Source organism: Lysinibacillus sp. G01H (genome assembly GCF_028872195.1).
GTDB lineage: Bacteria > Bacillota > Bacilli > Bacillales_A > Planococcaceae > Lysinibacillus > Lysinibacillus capsici.
In genome coordinates this window covers 1,835,502-1,852,503 of sequence record NZ_CP118397.1, presented here as the reverse complement: position 1 = coordinate 1,852,503, position 17,002 = coordinate 1,835,502, and the positions used below count along the sequence as shown (strand labels likewise).

Genomic DNA, 17,002 nt, shown 5'->3' with positions numbered 1-17,002 from the left:
GCACCTCTTTTATTTATTATCCTGTTTAATTTACCACATAATTTATCGTTTTTCAATAAATTTTTATTCCAATTCAAGATTTAATAAGATATCCATTATTTGGTTTACTTTGCTTTTTATTGTGCTATAATCAATCCAACCATTGAAAAGGGGGTATTCGATGATTTATTCGCCAACCGAAAAGACGATAGAAACGACACGTTTAATACTTCGACTCTTTACACAAGCAGATGCACAAGAAGTAAGTGTTTTATGTAACAATTATGCGATCTATAAAAGCACATTGAGTTTACCCTATCCTTATACATTAGAATGTGCATTATCATGGATTTCCACACATCAACAAAACTTTGAGGAAAATAGAAGTTACGAATTTGCGATAACAGACAAACAAAGTGGACAATTATATGGAGCGATAGGACTGTCAAATCAATCCCAACATCAAAGAGGAGAAATCGCTTATTGGATTGGAGAGCCCTATTGGGGTAATGGCTACGGAACAGAAGCTGCTCAAGCGATTATTGAATTTGCCTTTCAGGAGAAACAGTATCATCGTATTTATGCCCGGTATTTCCAATCTAATCCTGCCTCAGGGAAAATTATGGAGAAATGTGGCATGCACTATGAGGGAACATTAAAGGATCATATTTATAAAAACGGTACTTTTGAAGATATTGTGTTTTATGGCTTGCTTAATCCATCACACTAGCAACACTTTTACGAAAGAGGCACTTCCCGAGTAGATATGCCTCTCTCTCTTTTAAATACCATTTCCCACATCGCAATAATGATTATAGTGCGTAATTTGGTTGCGGCCGTTACGCTTTGACTTATAGAGCGCTTCATCCGCATGCTTGATAAGCTCCTCTACTTTCTGAATTTTGCCATGATCATTCGTACTGACACCAATACTAAATTCCAACTGAACAGTTTGATTATTCACTGTTAGTGATAGTGCCGTTAAGGTTTGATACAGGTTGTCAGCCAATGTTTGTACTGATTCACCTTCCTTTACTTGACTCAACACAATGAATTCATCCCCTCCAAAGCGAGCAACAATAGACTCAAAGGGCTGAAAATAGTCCTGTAAAGTTTTGGCTGTATTCGTCAAAGCATCATCGCCAAATAAATGGCCATTCATGTCATTGATTTCTTTAAAATGGTCTAAATCCACCATCATCAAGGCCAATTGCTGATGATTTTCAGCCGCCTTTTCGACCATCTTTTTGGCCTGTTCATCAAAATAGCGACGATTGTAAATATTCGTCAGAGGATCAATATAGGCATTTTTTTCAAACTGCTTCTTATGATCGTTATATTCCATTTCAAACAATACATGTGAATAGTTTTCACGCTGGATTTCTAACAAAATATTAATATATTCCTTTTGTATCGCACATAATACAATTTTATTGCCTTGCTCCTCAATGAGCTTCACTAAAGAATTATAAATTAGTTGAAGTAGAGAAAGGTCATTGTTTTGTAAAGCATAATGCTTTGTCTTTTGATATAAATCGATGGCCTCACTTATACGTCCCTGTCTTTCACACAGGAAGGCATAGGCATTGAGTACCTCAAGTTGTACTTTCGAATAGGGTGGATGATGAATCGTTGCCATTAATTCTTGTAATATCGTATTGGCTTCCTCAAATTCTTCAAGCCAAATAAGTGCAACAGCTAGGTTTGTCTTCGGATGGATAATCCCTGTATAAGGCTCTTTATGCTTCATTTCAAACGCATTCGCATAATATAAACTCTTTAAGGCAAATTCCTTAGCTGTCCGATAGCTTCCCATGGATATTTCTAAGTCGCTCAGATTGTTATAGATTTTCCCCATGCTCTCCACGTGCTGGATTGCTTCAGCAATTTTTAAGCCTTTCAGCATCAACTCTTCTGATTTCTTTAAATGACCAAATGTTCCCCAATAAATGGCTGCTAAATTGTAATATTGAATTAAATCAATATCGTTGCCATGTTGAAAGGTTAACTCACGATATTGTTCAAGGACACTTATAGAAAGCTGTAAATCACCCGTTTGAAAATAACTGGCACAGCTATAACGTAATAGAAGGATAGCCTTATCATACATTTCAAGCTTAATGGCACTTTCAATTGCGGCACTACTTATTTCTATATATTCTAAAAAACGATCCGCATTATATAACTCATTAAGCGTAATCCATAGTTCTTCAAATTCTTGTGCGTTCATACCGCCCCTCCTTTTCTTCATCCTTACTTCTTTAATACTACCTTCGCCCTTAAAATATTACAATTCTTTGGACTCATTTATTTTTTTAACATTAAGTAATTCAGCCTAATAATAAAAATCACTGTGTATTTTATCCTACATTCAATTAAAGGTTATTTTAACATGGTACTTTCACTATAATTTTCCCCTAAATAAAAAACAAGCCTCTTTCAAGAGACTTGTTAAGATTCTTCTATGCCTAGGATGGCTATTAATTCCTTCGCTCTATTGGCACTAAGGTGAATTTCTCCGCTACCAGCCTTTTGGAGATAAATTGAACCACCATAGCCCTTCCACATTTCAATACGGACGCCTTCTACTTCAAATGAATATTCGGGTGGTCTTTTCATATAATTTGCGGGCTGCCAAGGGATATCCTGTAAAAACTGAGCAACCTCTTTATTATTTTCTAGCTCAAGCCTTTTTATATTGATTGGCTCTAGTTTTTCCAGTTTAGATAATAAACCATATTTTCTGACGACCCCGTTTTCCTCTATACTGCCTGTTCCCATAGAAGTTAAAGTAATATAATCCCCCTGCTTGACAGGAAAATCATCCAGCACAGGATACCAATTGGCCTGCTCATATTTTTCAGCAAGCTGTTCTTCCGTCATATGATCAAGGTCCTCAGGAATCACTCCTTCAATAAATAAAAAAACATTCGATTCAACCTTTGCAACTGTTCCGACCATTGAAGAGCCATGTGAACTAGCCCGTAATATGATGTTATGCTCATTTTGAAAGGCTGTTGCCTGCTCAGTATAATGCGCTTGGAAATATCGATTGGCATCAATATTGGCTACTTCTTGGTAAGCATAAAAAGTTGGATATTTTTCTTTATAGAGGGCATATAGCTTTGTTCTTGTTGTATACATTGGCAAAAGGGGCTCAAGATATGTTTCAACATACTGTTTCGGTGCTAATCCCTGAAATAGTGCTTCGTATTCAGATGCTTGATAAAGCATTTCCAACTGTTCTACTTGCTTCTTGCTCTCCACCTCTAGCTCGGCCTTTGAATAATCAATCCCTAATGATTTCGCAAAATAGTAAGCGGCAACGAGCTTCTCATACGCTAGATAGGCTTCCTCTTTATAAAATTCCTGCTCTTTTCCTGGCCACATTAGCCGATTAATACGTTCGAAATGCTCAAGCTGTCTTTCATGAAATAATGAGGATGTTTGCTCTGTTTCGTTTGTAAGAAGCTGCACCATCATAAACCCCGCCACACAAAGTGTCAGTACGACGGTTAATAGGGTGAAACGAAAAGGCTTCCTTCTATTGATAGACTGTTGTAGTACATGTTTTTTGACTCGTTCTTTGCTTGCTGTCATATCACCAGCGACTTTGAGTAATTCCTTCTGTATCTCATTCATGTCTAAGCACCTCCCATTCCTCCTGCTTCAGATGAGGCTTTAATGCTTCTCTTGCCCGCTTCAGTCTTGTTTTCACCGTATTCTCTGCAATGCCAAGTAGCTGGGCAATATCACGAATCTTCATTTCTTCAAAATAATAAAGGATAATGGGCTCCCGATAGGTAAGTGAAAGCTTTAAAATAGCTGCCCCAATGTGAGACCGTTCCTCTGCTGCCACGAGCGCATCTCGTTGTCTATTCCCCTGAACAGGAAATATTTTTTCTTGTAATAGTAATTTCTTATAATGCCAGCTTTTTAAATAATCCTTGCTTTGATTAATCGTTAGAGTGGATAAATACGCACGCAACTGCCCACGTTCTTCATAGCCACGCTGAGAAAATTTAATAAAGACCTCTTGCACAATATCCTCTGCGGTTTGTCGGTTCTTCACATAAAAATAGGCGAGACGTAATAAATGTGCTGCATGTTCTTCGATCATTTCCTCAAGTATGCCGTCCACCTCCCCTTCTTACACTATAAACGACTGCCACTGAATGACCGTTTCATTTTTTTAACTTTTTTCCTCAAGCATCTTGACCTTGGAGCATACTCCAATGTTAGGATGAATTTAGGAGGTACTTACATGAAAATTAAACAATTCGCTGAGAAATTTCAATTAACAACGGATACCGTTCGCTATTATGAAAAAGAAGGACTCATACAACCGCAAAAACAAGACAATGGCTACCGTGTGTATGATGCCATGTGTGAACATACAATGAAATTTATTATCGTTTTACGTCAGCTAGGCTTTACGCTCCAAGAAATTAAACATTTACTGACTCTAGAACAAAAGCCTATTTCAACAGCATGTAATGAGGAAACGGTACAGCTATTTTCAACAAAGATTGCCCAGATTGAGCAGCAACTACAATTCTACCAGCATGCGCTTCATTCGTTACAACTGACAAAAACGTTAATGGCTGACGGACAATACGAAGAAAACCAAGAAAAAATTTCCTTACTCATAGAGGATATGTATCAAAATTTACTGGAAGGTCGTGGTTAAATGTCACTACGTAAAATCATCTCAATAGAATATATCCTTGCTTTCTTCATCACTGTTTCTTTCTATGGTCATCTAAATTTTCCATGGCTTTATTTTATTGTGTATTTATTGCTACCAGACATTACAATGGTTGGCTATCTCCTCAATACAAAAATAGGCGCTCTTTTCTATAATATGGGACATAGCTTTGTGCTACCTGCCATGTTGATGGTGATTGGTTTACTAACGACTACACCAGTACTCCTGATGGCTGCCCTGATTTGGCTCGCACATATTTTCTTAGATCGTGCACTTGGCTATGGTTTAAAATATGAGGATGCTTTTAAGAAGACACATTTACAGCAAATTGCGTAATGAGGAGGAAAGTATGGCTATCCATTTAACACTACGATTTTTAGTAGAAATGGGTGTTCTACTCACTATTGGAAACGGGGGTGCCTATATTGGAACAAATCTCCTAATGAAATGCTCTCTTGGGTTGGGAATACCATTATTCATCATTGGAATATGGAGTATCTTTGGCTCTCCAAAAGCAAGGGTGCCCTTGAATCCCTTTACGCATGGACTAGTAGAAGCTGCTCTCTTTACGCTAGCTGTTCTTGCTTTATATGAAACAGACAGAACACTCATTGCTAGTGTGTTTGCAAGCATGGTCATTTTCAGTCAACTAGTCTCCTTTCACTTGCATCAAAAAACCATCTAAAAAAACAGCCGCCCTGCACAAACAGACGGCCGATTTTAGCGAATTAAACTAATGATAGTATGCGGTTCATGTTTTATATCGTCATATTTATTGACCATATCCAACACGATAGCTCCATCCTGTGTTATAGCATACACCCAGACGGCATGAGGATTTTGTTCTACATAATCCTTCCATGTAAATACTTCTGTAATTTTCGTTTGACGAAGTTGTGCCCCTTGCTCTATCAGTTCATTGAGCTGATGAATATCATGTTGTGCATCGACAAGAAGCTGTCCCCCGTACTTCCGTGAGTAATTTTTTGGGTCTGTAGTATGTAAAGCCGTTTGAAAAATATTGAGACGCCCTAATTCTGGAACAAAGTCTGCACAAACAAGGACATTATAGGCGTCCTGCTTTGTCGCTACAATTAGTTGATCATAGGGAGTTAAATCAACATAAAATTCTGTATGCTCGCTTAGAATATCACCTGTTTCTGTCTTAATACCATTTTGTCGAGCAGCAGATAAATCTTCCCATGCACGATCCATCATCAACACATCAATCCCGTTATTTTGCAGGGACGTTGCGAGCTGTGTTGTAAATGGAGAAGCGCCTACAATCACAATACCCTTCCCTGTGGAAGCTTGTAGATCTAATTTTTTAGCAAGCCAGCCAATGCTAAAGCCATGAGCAACCACTGTCGCAAAAACAAGTGCTAATGTGAGCGCTGTTAATAATTGTGCACTTTGAAAACCTACGTCTTGTAGTGCCGTTGTAAAGTAACCTGAAACGGTTAATGCCACAATCCCTCTCGGTGCAATCCACCCAATTAAGGCCCGTTCTTCCAATGTTAAGCCCGTATTAATGGTCGCAATCCAAATCGATAACGGTCGAACAATAAACATCATCGCTAGTACGAATAGTAGCATACGCCAATCAATGATTTGCCATAACGTATCGATGGTTAAGGACGACGTCAGCATGATAAAGACACTTGAAATTAAAATAACCGAAATATTTTCTTTAAAATGCAACAGCTCATGATGACTTGTTAAATGCATATTGGCCATCACAAGCCCCATCACTGTCACAGCCAATAAGCCCGTTTCGTGCATGATGGCATCGCTTAGGGCAAAAACAAGTAAAATAGTAGCGAGTAACAAAGGTGATTTCAAAAACTCTGGAATCAAACCACGCTCCAAGCATTGTCCCATTACATAACCGACGCCCCCTCCTAACAGGGCGGCTAAAAAGGCGGAAACAAAGAAAACGGTTAGAGATGTCCCACCTTCTAAATGATATATACCCAAAACGACCTGATACGCAAATAGCGCTAACAATGCGCCAAATGGATCTACAACGATGCCTTCCCATTTTAAGATAGCTGCTGGTCGCTCCTTCAATTTTGCCTGTCTCAATAAAGGCAAAATAACGGTTGGACCTGTCACAATAAATAATCCACCAATGACAAAAGAGACTGGCCATGATAGCCCAGCAACAAAATGCGCGGCAGTAGAGCCTGCAATCCAAGCGATGGCTGCCCCTACTGTGGAAATACGCAATATAGACTTCTTAAAGCCACGTATTTCTCGAAAGTCAAGGCTTAAACTTCCTTCAAATAATATTACGGCAACGGCCAGAGAAATAATGGTATGAAAAATAGGGCCAAATGTCTCTTTTGGCGACACTAACCCTGTAAACGGACCAATAATGAGCCCAGCGATACTCATAATGACAATGGCAGGCATGCGAAATCGCCATGCTAACCACTGTGAAAACAAACCGATAAAAATAATAAAAGGTAACTGAAATAGTAAATTGTCAAACATATGTACCACCTACAATATCCTAGGATGAATGTATATTCCCTCATTTTAGAATGACTAAACCTGTTACCTTACATTATGTACGTATTGTGCCAAAATTATCACTTTACCTCATCATGATCATGAACGTAATCACATTATAAAGAGCTGGTGCAACCAAAGCGAAAGCTAAACACACCACTGCTGCCCATTTTGTATTCTTAATATCACGGTCATCGCCTGTCTTGAGATGATGAAAATAAGTTAATGTGAAATAAAAGCATAAAATCATAAACAAGGGGAAAATGAGTTGTTGAGCAAAGCCATGTAGAAATGTAGCCATTGACGAAACCTCCTATTAGTATCCTCTTTATATAAATATTGTAATCTATGACCTATATTTCTACCATAAAAAAAGCAGGATCACCACTCGGATCCTGCTCCTAATTATTTAGATGAATCTTTTTAACAATGATTCATATAGACCCACCATTAATAATCCAATTACTATTGGAATGAGGGATGTAAAACTGAAATAAAAGCCTACGTCCTGATATTGTCCCGTAAAATGAAATTGTAGCCAAGACACCTCATATGTTTCCCCTACCCCATACAGGAAAATAGTGGTAAATAAAAATAGTGCCAGACATTTTAGTCCTTGCGCTTTTTTCATAGTATCACCTCATTGTATAACGGTCATTTGTTGCGCATAGCTTAAAAGATCCTCAACTGTTAATGCTGGATTTTGCCCAACCATACTATATTGGTAGCCGTTTTCTTGCCAAGCAAGGGAACGGAAATTTTCACCATCCATAACTGTGCCTTTTTGTCCACGAATATCGATTTCTTTTTCATTTAGAATGGGACCAATATCTGCAACGCTAGCATCTGCTTTAAAAATCGTAACAAAAAAAGCTAACTCTCCGTCTATGCTATAATCAAAAGAGTATTCTGGTCGATCCTCTATCCCTTTAACCATGGATATGTTGTCTAAGGTAAGACCATTTACTTCTGGCACTAATAAAAACTTTTCAAGCTGCTGCTTTACGTCGTCCAAAGAAATGGATGCTGAAGTGTCCTGTCCGCTAATTTCCTGAATCGTTACATCCTTTGGTAGATCTAGTGTAAATTGTTGAGCATCTATTTTTTCACCAAAATTAAGCTTAGAATACTCAGTGATCATATGAGTCCCTGCACTATCTGTCTTCATTTTTAAAGTCAGCCAAGTTTTTTTGTCAATCCATGCTTCGATATCTCCAAATAACGATTCCGTTTTCTTCGTTTTTGCGACGATTTTATACGTATCTCTACCTGCAACCTTCTCTTCCCCTGCTATCTTGATATCATGTGTATCTTTAACCATATTAAAAATAAGCTGTACCTGATCTTTAGGTGATTGCAAGCCGTCTAATTCGTGTTGTGAATAATCCATTGTGTAAGCCGTCTTTTCAGTGACATCATAGCTAATGACTTTAGCGTCATTTTTGACTGTGATAACATGTTCTCCATTATCACCTGTCATTTCTATCCGTCTATTGCTATCCTTTACCCATTCCTTCACTTGAGCTTTACCACCTAGCTCTCCCATATCTAACGTATATTCGCCATAATAAGTGAGTGGCTCTTTCGATTCTTGAAGGGCTTGGTCGATAATTTCCTGAGGTGTATAAGATGCCTCTGAATTACAGCCCACTAAACTAAATGTCATCACAGCAATTAAGCCTGCTGCTTGGCAAGATTTTTTCCAATTCATCATTCTTTTACTCCTTTATAAGGTGGTAGCCAGCAAATTACCGCTGTTCCAATGTTCTCTCTAGAAAGCAATTCGACAGTGCCACCATGTTTTTCAATAATTTGTTTTGTAATATTTAAGCCTAGTCCTGTTCCTCGTTCACCAGCCTTTGATCTCGCATAATCTGCTTGATACATAGGCTCGAATAATTTTACAATGTCCTGCTGTGGTATACCTCTTCCGTGATTTTGTACAATTATATACATACCCTCTTGCTTGTTTAAAGCCGACTTCAAGAAGTCAAAGCCCCATTTGGGATCATTTCCAGCATTGACTGCCGCTAAGCAGATTGTTGTCCCCTTTTCCCCATAACGCCATGCATTGCTTAATAAATTATCAATGACACGCTGAAGTTGTTTAGGATGCACAGCATAGAGCCCATCTACGGCACAGAAGACTTTTAATGTAAATCCTTCTTCCTCACATAAAGGTTCATAGTCAGACAGGGCCATGTCAAAAAATTCTTCTCCATCCACAGCAATGAGCTCTAATGTATAGTTCGTTGATTGAAGTAATGTAAACATCATTAAATCCTCTAGCATATGCTTCATCCGATCTGCCTTCGTAACGATGACCTGCTGATATTCTGCCTCCTGCTGTTCTGACAAGCCTTTATTTTGTAAAGATTCTGCATAGGCTTGGATGGCTGTAAGGGGTGTTTTCAAATCATGGGAAATACTTGCAATCATCATTTCTTTTTGCTGTTGTTCCGCTTTTAAAGAAGCCCGAGTCTTTTCAATTTCATCCTGCATCGCCTCAAATGTTTTGGCGAGTGCCCCAATCTCATCTTTTCTTACGCTTAGATTTGATTTAACATGCTGACCTTTCGCAAAATTACGCATTTGCTGCATCAGTTCACGTAATGGCCGATTCAGTTTCCGATGAAGCAACAAGATGACAGTTAAATAAATAATAAGAAATAACAGGATCGTGCTTGCGATGACGAGCCACGAACGCTTTTCTACACCCTTTACCCAATCTGTTCGTAGTAATTGAATTTCATAGATGCCAAGCAAATCACCTTTTAGATATACAGGCTCCTTGTATGTAAAGGCGTTATATGCTTGCTGTAAATCATATAAACCATTTAACATGCGCTCTTTCCCTACATAGCCCGTTAGCAAGGGGTTGGAGGAATATAAAACATAGCCAGATTTCGTATAGAGGGTAATCGCCAGCTGCTCATTGGTAAGTTCCTCTATTTCCTCAAAATCGGCATTTTTTTGATAAAGCACTGGATTGTCAAGGACGTCTTTTACCTGATTTAGCTCTGTCCACTTGTCAAAGTACTCCGCCACATTTTTATCTTGGTAATAAGCATTAATCCACACATAAAGGCTATAAGCCCCTACTATGGGTAATACCATTACAATAAAAAACATAATTAGTAACCACGCTTTTATTTTCATAATGGTTCACCAATAAAACGGTAGCCCTTACCCCACACAGTTTGAATGAAATTTGGGTTTTTCACAGAATCCTTGAGCTTTTCTCGCAAAGCCTTAATATGCACTGTGACAGTATGAGTGTCCTCTAACGTTGCTTGCTGCCAAATATGCTGATACAGTTCTTCTTTTGTAAAGGTTTGACTCGGATTTTTAGCTAGCAGCCTAACAAGAGCAAACTCCTTTTGAGTTAATGCAATTTCTTGCTGATAAACACATACTATTTCTCGTTGCCAATCTATTGTTAATCCATTCGCATAGGCAGTATGCTCTTCTATCACGTCTTGCTTGTGGTAGCGTCGCCATCGTCTAAGGTGAGAGGCAACTCGTGCCTTTAATTCTTCTAAGCTAAATGGTTTAGCGATATAATCGTCTGCCCCCTGCAAGCCCTCCACCTTATCCGCATCTTCCTTGCGGGCACTCATCATTAGGATCGGCACATCACTCTCCCAACGGATATTTTGAGAAACCGTTAACCCATCCATTTCTGGCAGCATCCAATCCACTAGCACTAAATCGAAAGGTTGCGTTTGAAAATCTGCCAGTCCCTCAAGGCCCGTAGTAGCCCATGTCACATAATAGCCCTCCTGCTCCAGCGTATCCTTCACAATGCGTCCAATCGCTGTATCATCCTCAATCAGTAGTAACTTTTCCTTCATCATTTTCCTCCTGTATTCACCTTACTACGGAAAAAACGATTTTCTCCGAACTTTACACTTTCTTTATAATTACCTTAGAGCGTATCCGCACTTTACACAAGGGGAGGAGGCTACCGATTTCATCGAAGCAGTTTTTCTTCCTGCCCGGGCTATCCGCCACTTTTGTGGGGCTATCCTTCACTTTGCCGCTCCTATCCACTACTTTAACCGGGCTATCCTTCACTTTGCCGGTTCTATCCGCTACATCCTTCATTTTTATCCCATTTAAAAAAGGAATGCACTATGATTGTGCATTCCTTAGCGAACTAGAAAAATAAACTTAAAATATAGTAAATCAATGCTGCCATGACAGCAGAGATTGGCATCGTGATGACCCATGTTGTAACGATTTTTCGTGCCATCCCCCATTTTACTCCTTTAACACGGTGTGCTGTTCCGACACCCATGATGGATGAAGAAATAACATGTGTTGTAGAAACTGGTAAATGGATTAAAGTGGCTCCAAAGATAATCGATGCAGAAGCTAAGTCTGCCGCTACCCCATTTACTGGGCGGATTTTCATGATTTTACCGCCAACGGTTTTGATAATTTTATAACCTCCGACAGATGTACCAAGACCCATCGCAGTTGCTGCAGCAAAACGTACCCAGAAAGGAATATCATCTCCTTGGTGTAGGCCGCCCGCGATTAGCGCAAGGGTAATAATCCCCATCGCCTTCTGCGCATCATTTGTCCCGTGTGTAAAGGATTGTAAGGCTGCTGTCCCAATTTGCATTGTGCGGAAGCCTTTATTCGTGCGATATAAATTCATATCTTTAAAGATGACCTTTAATAATGTCATCATCAGGAAACCAGCTGCGAATGCTAGTAATGGTGAAAAAATAAGTGCTTGAAGAATTTTAATAAACCCAGCATAGTTCAAAATATCAAATCCTGCTGCGGCAATAGCTGCCCCTGCAACAGAACCAATCAATGTATGAGAAGAACTTGATGGAATCCCAAAATACCATGTTAATAAATTCCATGTAATGGCAGATAATAAGGCTGCTAAAATCACAACAGAACCTGTAATATCGCCATCATAGGCATTTAAAGAAAATGGGTCCACAATATCTTTTGTTAAGGCTTTGGCTACCCCAACGAATGTAATCGCTCCGACGAAGTTCATTACCGCTGCCATATAAACCGCAGTACGTGGCTTTAAGGCACGGGTAGATACAGAAGTAGCAATCGCATTTGCTGTATCATGGAAGCCGTTAATAAAGTCGAACACAAGTGCGAAAATAACGACTAATATGGTGATTAATAAGATCGTATCCATTTCGTACACTCCATCTTATGCATTACGCATAATTATTGTTTCAATTGTGTTTGCTACTGTTTGACAGCTGTCCGCAATGTCTTCAAATTGCTCATAAATATCCTTGAAAACAATCAAACGCATTGGGTCTTTTTCTTGGATGAATAATTGCTTCATTGAAGAACGGAAAATTTCATCACATTCACGTTCATTGTCCTTAATTTGAATAGCATGTTTACGCATTTCCACAAGCTTTTTACTATTTAACAGTTCCATGGCTTGTACCATTTCATCTGTACTCTTCGCAATATATGTGAGGAATTGGCGCATTGGCTCTGTTACTTCTGTTAGGTTGTACATATTGAAGTGCGCAATACAGCCTTCCATTCCATCAATTACATCATCTAATTTATTGGCTAAGGCTAAAATATCTTCACGCTCAATTGGCGTCATAAAAGATTTATTCAGCATAACAATTAGCTCATGGATTAATTTATCGCCACTTGTTTCGTATTGCTTCATTGTATCTGCGATTTCTTTTAGTGCATCTATATCTTGAATACGTGCATTATGAGCATAGTAAATACCCTCATTCACGTTTTTCGCGATTTTTAATAGTGATTGAAAAAATGGATCTTGCTTGTTTGAGTTGAACATCCTGTTCCTCCTGTTGAAAAAATATTGTCGATTTCTGAACCATCATAACAAAACATTTACACAATTCAACAAAATTTTAAACACTTTGCTGTTGATTTTACAAAACTGTAATATAAAATTTGCCACATTTATTTTCAAGCTATTTTCCAAGTTGCAAACGTTGGAAATCAAATATTAAAAATCACGATTTTTTCTTTAAAAACGCCCATTTTTTCTTTTATTTTTATAAAAATACTTGAAATAAACTTTTTCCTGCTTATTTGTTTACCTTGTGAAATGTTAAGGAATTGTAAACAAAATTTACATGAAAATGTTGGAATTTCATTGTGATTTTTTGACTTTCGCAGTACGCTATGGTAATACGCGATGAAGAAAGATGGGAGCATATTTATGGATATTGATTTACTTTCACTCACAATATTATTACTACTTGCTTTTATCGCCTCTTTTTTAAATGCGATTGTTGGAGGTGGTGGGCTCATCTCCTTACCTGCATTAATGGCTGTTGGTTTACCTCCAAGTACAGCTATTGCCACAAATAAACTAGCCAATACCATTAGTAATGGTACAAGTATGCTAACTTTTTTACGTGCAGGTAAAGTAGACTTCAAGAAAATTGGAAAAATCCTCCCCTTTATCTTTGTAGGATCTTTACTCGGTGCCTTTACTGTCCATCTTGTATCCCCTGCTATTTTAAAACCACTTATGCTTGTTATGCTCGTCCTTGTAGCTGCTTATACAATGTTTAAAAAAGATTGGGGACAGCAATATCAAGAGCGTGTACTTAGCACAGCTAAAAATTTAGCCTTTATAGGTGCATTTGCGGCTATTGGCTTTTACGATGGCTTTTTTGGACCAGGTACGGGTTCATTTTTTATTTTTATTCTATTAATGATGGGCTATGATTTCCTCCAAGCTGCTGGTAATGCAAAAGCTTTTAATTTTACCTCAAATTTAGCGGCATTAATCATGTTTTTAGTTTTAGGAGAAGTTCATTTTCTATATGGTTTTTCGATGGGCTTTGTCATGATCTTTGGGGCAATTCTTGGATCCAAATTTGCGCTGAAGCGTGGAACGAACATGATGCGTGTCATTTTTATTGTCATGACATGTTTATTGATTTTGAAAAATGCTTGGGATTATCTCTTCTAAGACCACCAATTTTCAGTCAATTGACAAAAAATATTAGCGTGCTATAATACTTTTGGGCTTCACCGCATTGAAGCGCAGAAGTATGTATTAGGAGGATTCACATGTTTCGAATAGAAGCAAAGAGTAACCCTCGATTTCTTGAGGCAAGCTTTATCACTATTTTAATTATTGCCATAATGGCTTATAGTATTGGCTATTTAAAGGCTACGCCACATATCCCGATTTTTCTTGTGATTGCCATTTTACTCGCTTATGGACTACTGAAAAAAGTACCCTTTCGCGATCTTGAAGGTGGTATGATTGCGGGTGCTAGCGCTGGACTTGGCGCCGTTTTTATTTTCTTTTTTATCGGCATTTTAATTTCAAGCTGGATTATGGGCGGAACGATCCCAACCCTTATCTATTATGGCTTTTTAACTGTTTCGCCAAATTTTTTCTTTGCCATCGTGTTTTTAATTTGTAGTATCGTTGGTATTTCTATTGGAAGCTCCCTGACAACTGTCGCGACGGTTGGTGTGGCATTTATGGGCATTGCCGGTGCCATGGATATCTCGCTAACCATTACTGCTGGAGCGATTGTTTCTGGGGCCTTCTTTGGTGATAAAATGTCACCCTTATCCGATACAACCAATCTTGCTTCTGGTACAGTTGGTGTAGACCTTTTTGAGCATATTAAAAATATGGGCTGGACAACCATTCCTGCTTTTCTTATCTCCTTTGTAATCTATGCTATTATTTCGCCAACAGGAGCTGCTACATCCTTTGAGACTGTGGAACAATTTAAAGAAGGTTTATTGTCTACAGGACTTATTCATTGGTATACATTATTGCCAATTGTTGTTCTCGTTATCATGACTTTTTATAAGGCACCAGCAGTCATTACATTGGCTGTTGTATCCATTATTGGAGTAGGTCTTGGCTCTCTACTTGACCCAGTTCCCGCTTCAGATATCTTCAAGATTCTGTTTGATGGCTATGTCTCTCAAACTGGTAATAAAGATGTAGACGCCTTGCTCACTCGTGGTGGGATGAATAGTATGCTATTTACAATCGCGCTTGTTCTACTTGCTTTAACAATGGGTGGCCTTTTATTCACATTAGGCATTATTCAAAGCATTTTAGCGAAGGTACAAAGTTTATTTAAAAGTGCTGGATCGGTTATTACCGGTGCTGCGATCACTGGCATCGGTGTCAATACATTGATCGGTGAACAGTACTTATCCATTCTATTAACTGGTGAGGCCTTTAAGGCTCAATTTGCAAAGGTTGGTCTTGCACCAAAAAACCTTTCACGCGTCATGGAGGATGCAGGTACGGTCGTCAACCCACTTGTGCCTTGGAGTGTTTGTGGTATTTTTATCGCAAGTGTCCTCGGTATTTCCACATTGGATTACCTACCGTTCACCTTCTTCTGTTTACTTGGACCAATTCTTACGATCTTGTTTGGCTGGAGTGGCAAAACATTAACAAAGCTTTAACCATAACAAAAGGTAGCTGAAAAAACATCAGCTACCTTTTAATTTTACTCAAAAATTTTATGGACTTCATTTTTCATCGAATCGGAAATTTGATAGCGTGTAAAGCTAGCTGTTATAGAGAAAGCTATCATTCCAATTTGGAATCAAAATTCATGATTTTTCGCATTTCTGATGGTTGTCCTCCTTTGCTATGCTCTACTAAAGGAGATGAAATAGGATGACAACAAAAACAAAATGGAATGCTCATTTATATGATGAAAAGCATGATTTCGTGTCAAAATTGGGTACAAGCTTAGTCGATCTACTAGCGCCGCAGAAAAATGAACATATTTTAGATGTGGGTTGTGGTACAGGAGATTTGGCTAATGACATATCAGCACTTGGAGCTTCTGTGCTCGGAGTTGATGCGTCGGCTACGATGATTTTAGCTGCTCAGCAAAAATATCCTGCCATAAATTTTCAAACAATGGAAGCTACAGCGATGCATTTTTCTCACCAATTTGATGCTGTTTTCTCCAATGCCGCACTTCATTGGATGAAGGAACCTGATGTAGTTATCGAAAACGTCTATGGCGCACTGAAGAACGATGGACGCTTTGTTGCTGAAATGGGTGGACAAGGCAATATTGCATCCATCGTTTGGGCCCTGCAAAAAAGTATGGAATCTTTCCAATTTCCCTATATCGACCACTATTTCCCTTGGTATTTTCCAAGCGTCGAGGAATATCAATCAAAATTAGAAAATGCAGGCTTTGAGGTCGAGAATATCACACTCTATAAACGTCCTACACCACTTCAAGGGCAGGATGGGCTTCGCAACTGGTTGGTCATGTTTAGTGAAAATCTTCTACAACACTTAAAGGCGGATGAGAAAGAACAGGTTTATACGACATGTGAGGAATTATTAAAGCCAACGTGTTTTCAACAGAATGAATGGGTCATTGATTATTATCGTCTGCGCTTTATTGCTCGTAAAAAATAGATTATAAAAGGTTACTATTCTGTTGTAGTAACCTTTTTTCCATGCTAAGAGCGAGGCAGCAATATCACAATGACGCCTATTAAGCATATCCCTGCGCCAATAAAGTCTAAATGATCGGGCTTTTTGCCATCAATGCCCCACCCCCATAAAATAGACAACACGATGAATACCCCACCATAGGCTGCATAAACTCTGCCAAAGGTAGGAAAGGACTGGAATGTTGCAACAACACCGTACAGAGCAAGTGCAATACCGCCAATAATGCCCCAATAAAAAGGTTTGCCCTCTCGTAACCAAAGCCAAATTAAATAGCCCCCACCTATTTCACCAATTCCCGCAAGAATAAATAATAATATAGCGATCATACTGTAACTCTC

The 17,002-nt window shown here is 38.7% G+C and carries 19 protein-coding genes; 7 read left to right on the top strand and 12 right to left on the bottom strand.

Features of this window, described 5'->3' with window-relative positions:
* The first annotated feature begins 160 nt into the window (after nt 1–160).
* Nucleotides 161–709 carry a GNAT family N-acetyltransferase gene (locus tag PSR12_RS08990; protein ID WP_257521915.1) on the top strand — a complete coding sequence of 183 codons (549 nt, stop codon included), beginning with the start codon at nt 161–163 and terminating at the stop codon, nt 707–709.
* A 51-nt stretch (nt 710–760) separates the two neighbouring features.
* Here PSR12_RS08990 and PSR12_RS08985 read toward each other — a convergent pair whose 3' ends face one another.
* From PSR12_RS08985 to PSR12_RS08975, 3 genes are all read right to left on the bottom strand, one after another.
* Nucleotides 761–2,209 carry a tetratricopeptide repeat-containing diguanylate cyclase gene (locus PSR12_RS08985; RefSeq protein WP_221683148.1) on the bottom strand — a complete coding sequence of 483 codons (1,449 nt, stop codon included), beginning with the start codon at nt 2,207–2,209 and terminating at the stop codon, nt 761–763.
* Nucleotides 2,210–2,430: 221 nt separating this feature from the next.
* The gene (locus PSR12_RS08980) at nt 2,431–3,621 is read right to left on the bottom strand and encodes a hypothetical protein (RefSeq protein WP_274772737.1); all 1,191 of its coding nucleotides are present in this window, start codon (nt 3,619–3,621) and stop codon (nt 2,431–2,433) included.
* A complete protein-coding gene (locus tag PSR12_RS08975; RefSeq protein ID WP_221683146.1) occupies nt 3,614–4,120 on the bottom strand; it encodes a sigma-70 family RNA polymerase sigma factor in 507 nt (168 codons plus the stop codon). Before PSR12_RS08975 ends, PSR12_RS08980 begins: the two co-directional genes overlap by 8 nt.
* A gap of 123 nt (nt 4,121–4,243) precedes the next feature.
* On the opposite strand from PSR12_RS08975, the gene PSR12_RS08970 reads away from it, so the two are divergent.
* Genes PSR12_RS08970 through PSR12_RS08960 form a run of 3 tightly spaced genes read left to right on the top strand, consistent with a single transcriptional unit; the run spans nt 4,244 to nt 5,372 of the window.
* The gene (locus PSR12_RS08970) at nt 4,244–4,669 is read left to right on the top strand and encodes a MerR family transcriptional regulator (protein ID WP_221683145.1); all 426 of its coding nucleotides are present in this window, start codon (nt 4,244–4,246) and stop codon (nt 4,667–4,669) included.
* Complete coding sequence (locus PSR12_RS08965; RefSeq protein ID WP_221683144.1) at nt 4,670–5,023, top strand: DUF4260 domain-containing protein; 354 nt, start codon at nt 4,670–4,672, stop codon at nt 5,021–5,023.
* Between the two features lie 13 nt (nt 5,024–5,036).
* The gene (locus tag PSR12_RS08960; RefSeq protein ID WP_274772735.1) at nt 5,037–5,372 is read left to right on the top strand and encodes a YrdB family protein; all 336 of its coding nucleotides are present in this window, start codon (nt 5,037–5,039) and stop codon (nt 5,370–5,372) included.
* A gap of 35 nt (nt 5,373–5,407) precedes the next feature.
* Here PSR12_RS08960 and PSR12_RS08955 read toward each other — a convergent pair whose 3' ends face one another.
* The 8 genes from PSR12_RS08955 to PSR12_RS08920 all read right to left on the bottom strand — a co-directional run bounded on the left by PSR12_RS08955 (nt 5,408) and on the right by PSR12_RS08920 (nt 13,013).
* Entirely contained in the window at nt 5,408–7,183 is a 1,776-nt protein-coding gene (locus tag PSR12_RS08955; protein ID WP_274772734.1) for a cation:proton antiporter, read from the bottom strand.
* A gap of 103 nt (nt 7,184–7,286) precedes the next feature.
* Nucleotides 7,287–7,502 (bottom strand): hypothetical protein, encoded by a 216-nt coding sequence (locus PSR12_RS08950; protein WP_221683141.1) that lies wholly within the window; start codon nt 7,500–7,502, stop codon nt 7,287–7,289.
* A gap of 108 nt (nt 7,503–7,610) precedes the next feature.
* On the bottom strand, nt 7,611–7,832 hold the full coding sequence (locus PSR12_RS08945) for a hypothetical protein (RefSeq protein ID WP_221683140.1): 222 nt from the start codon (nt 7,830–7,832) through the stop codon (nt 7,611–7,613).
* Nucleotides 7,833–7,841: 9 nt separating this feature from the next.
* Nucleotides 7,842–8,915 carry a LolA family protein gene (locus PSR12_RS08940; RefSeq protein WP_274772731.1) on the bottom strand — a complete coding sequence of 358 codons (1,074 nt, stop codon included), beginning with the start codon at nt 8,913–8,915 and terminating at the stop codon, nt 7,842–7,844.
* Nucleotides 8,912–10,360 carry a HAMP domain-containing sensor histidine kinase gene (locus PSR12_RS08935; RefSeq protein ID WP_274772729.1) on the bottom strand — a complete coding sequence of 483 codons (1,449 nt, stop codon included), beginning with the start codon at nt 10,358–10,360 and terminating at the stop codon, nt 8,912–8,914. Before PSR12_RS08935 ends, PSR12_RS08940 begins: the two co-directional genes overlap by 4 nt.
* On the bottom strand, nt 10,357–11,055 hold the full coding sequence (locus tag PSR12_RS08930; protein WP_257521906.1) for a response regulator transcription factor: 699 nt from the start codon (nt 11,053–11,055) through the stop codon (nt 10,357–10,359). The genes PSR12_RS08935 and PSR12_RS08930 overlap by 4 nt, the downstream gene beginning before the upstream one ends.
* Before the next feature lie 305 nt (nt 11,056–11,360).
* Nucleotides 11,361–12,377, bottom strand: a complete 1,017-nt coding sequence (locus tag PSR12_RS08925; protein WP_004229076.1) for an inorganic phosphate transporter — start codon at nt 12,375–12,377, stop codon at nt 11,361–11,363.
* A gap of 15 nt (nt 12,378–12,392) precedes the next feature.
* A complete protein-coding gene (locus PSR12_RS08920; protein WP_004229078.1) occupies nt 12,393–13,013 on the bottom strand; it encodes a DUF47 domain-containing protein in 621 nt (206 codons plus the stop codon).
* Nucleotides 13,014–13,403: 390 nt separating this feature from the next.
* Between PSR12_RS08920 and PSR12_RS08915 the strand changes: the two genes are divergently transcribed.
* The 3 genes from PSR12_RS08915 (at nt 13,404) to PSR12_RS08905 (ending at nt 16,625) form a co-directional block, all read left to right on the top strand.
* Nucleotides 13,404–14,165: a sulfite exporter TauE/SafE family protein gene (locus PSR12_RS08915; protein ID WP_221683136.1), complete on the top strand. Its 762-nt coding sequence runs from the start codon at nt 13,404–13,406 to the stop codon at nt 14,163–14,165.
* Between the two features lie 101 nt (nt 14,166–14,266).
* Nucleotides 14,267–15,643 (top strand): Na+/H+ antiporter NhaC, encoded by a 1,377-nt coding sequence (gene nhaC, locus PSR12_RS08910; protein WP_257521905.1) that lies wholly within the window; start codon nt 14,267–14,269, stop codon nt 15,641–15,643.
* Nucleotides 15,644–15,860: 217 nt separating this feature from the next.
* Complete coding sequence (locus PSR12_RS08905; protein WP_274772725.1) at nt 15,861–16,625, top strand: class I SAM-dependent methyltransferase; 765 nt, start codon at nt 15,861–15,863, stop codon at nt 16,623–16,625.
* Between the two features lie 44 nt (nt 16,626–16,669).
* Here the strand turns inward: PSR12_RS08905 and PSR12_RS08900 are convergent, their stop codons facing one another.
* A complete protein-coding gene (locus tag PSR12_RS08900) occupies nt 16,670–16,990 on the bottom strand; it encodes a YnfA family protein (protein ID WP_004229297.1) in 321 nt (106 codons plus the stop codon).
* Nucleotides 16,991–17,002 lie beyond the last annotated feature (12 nt).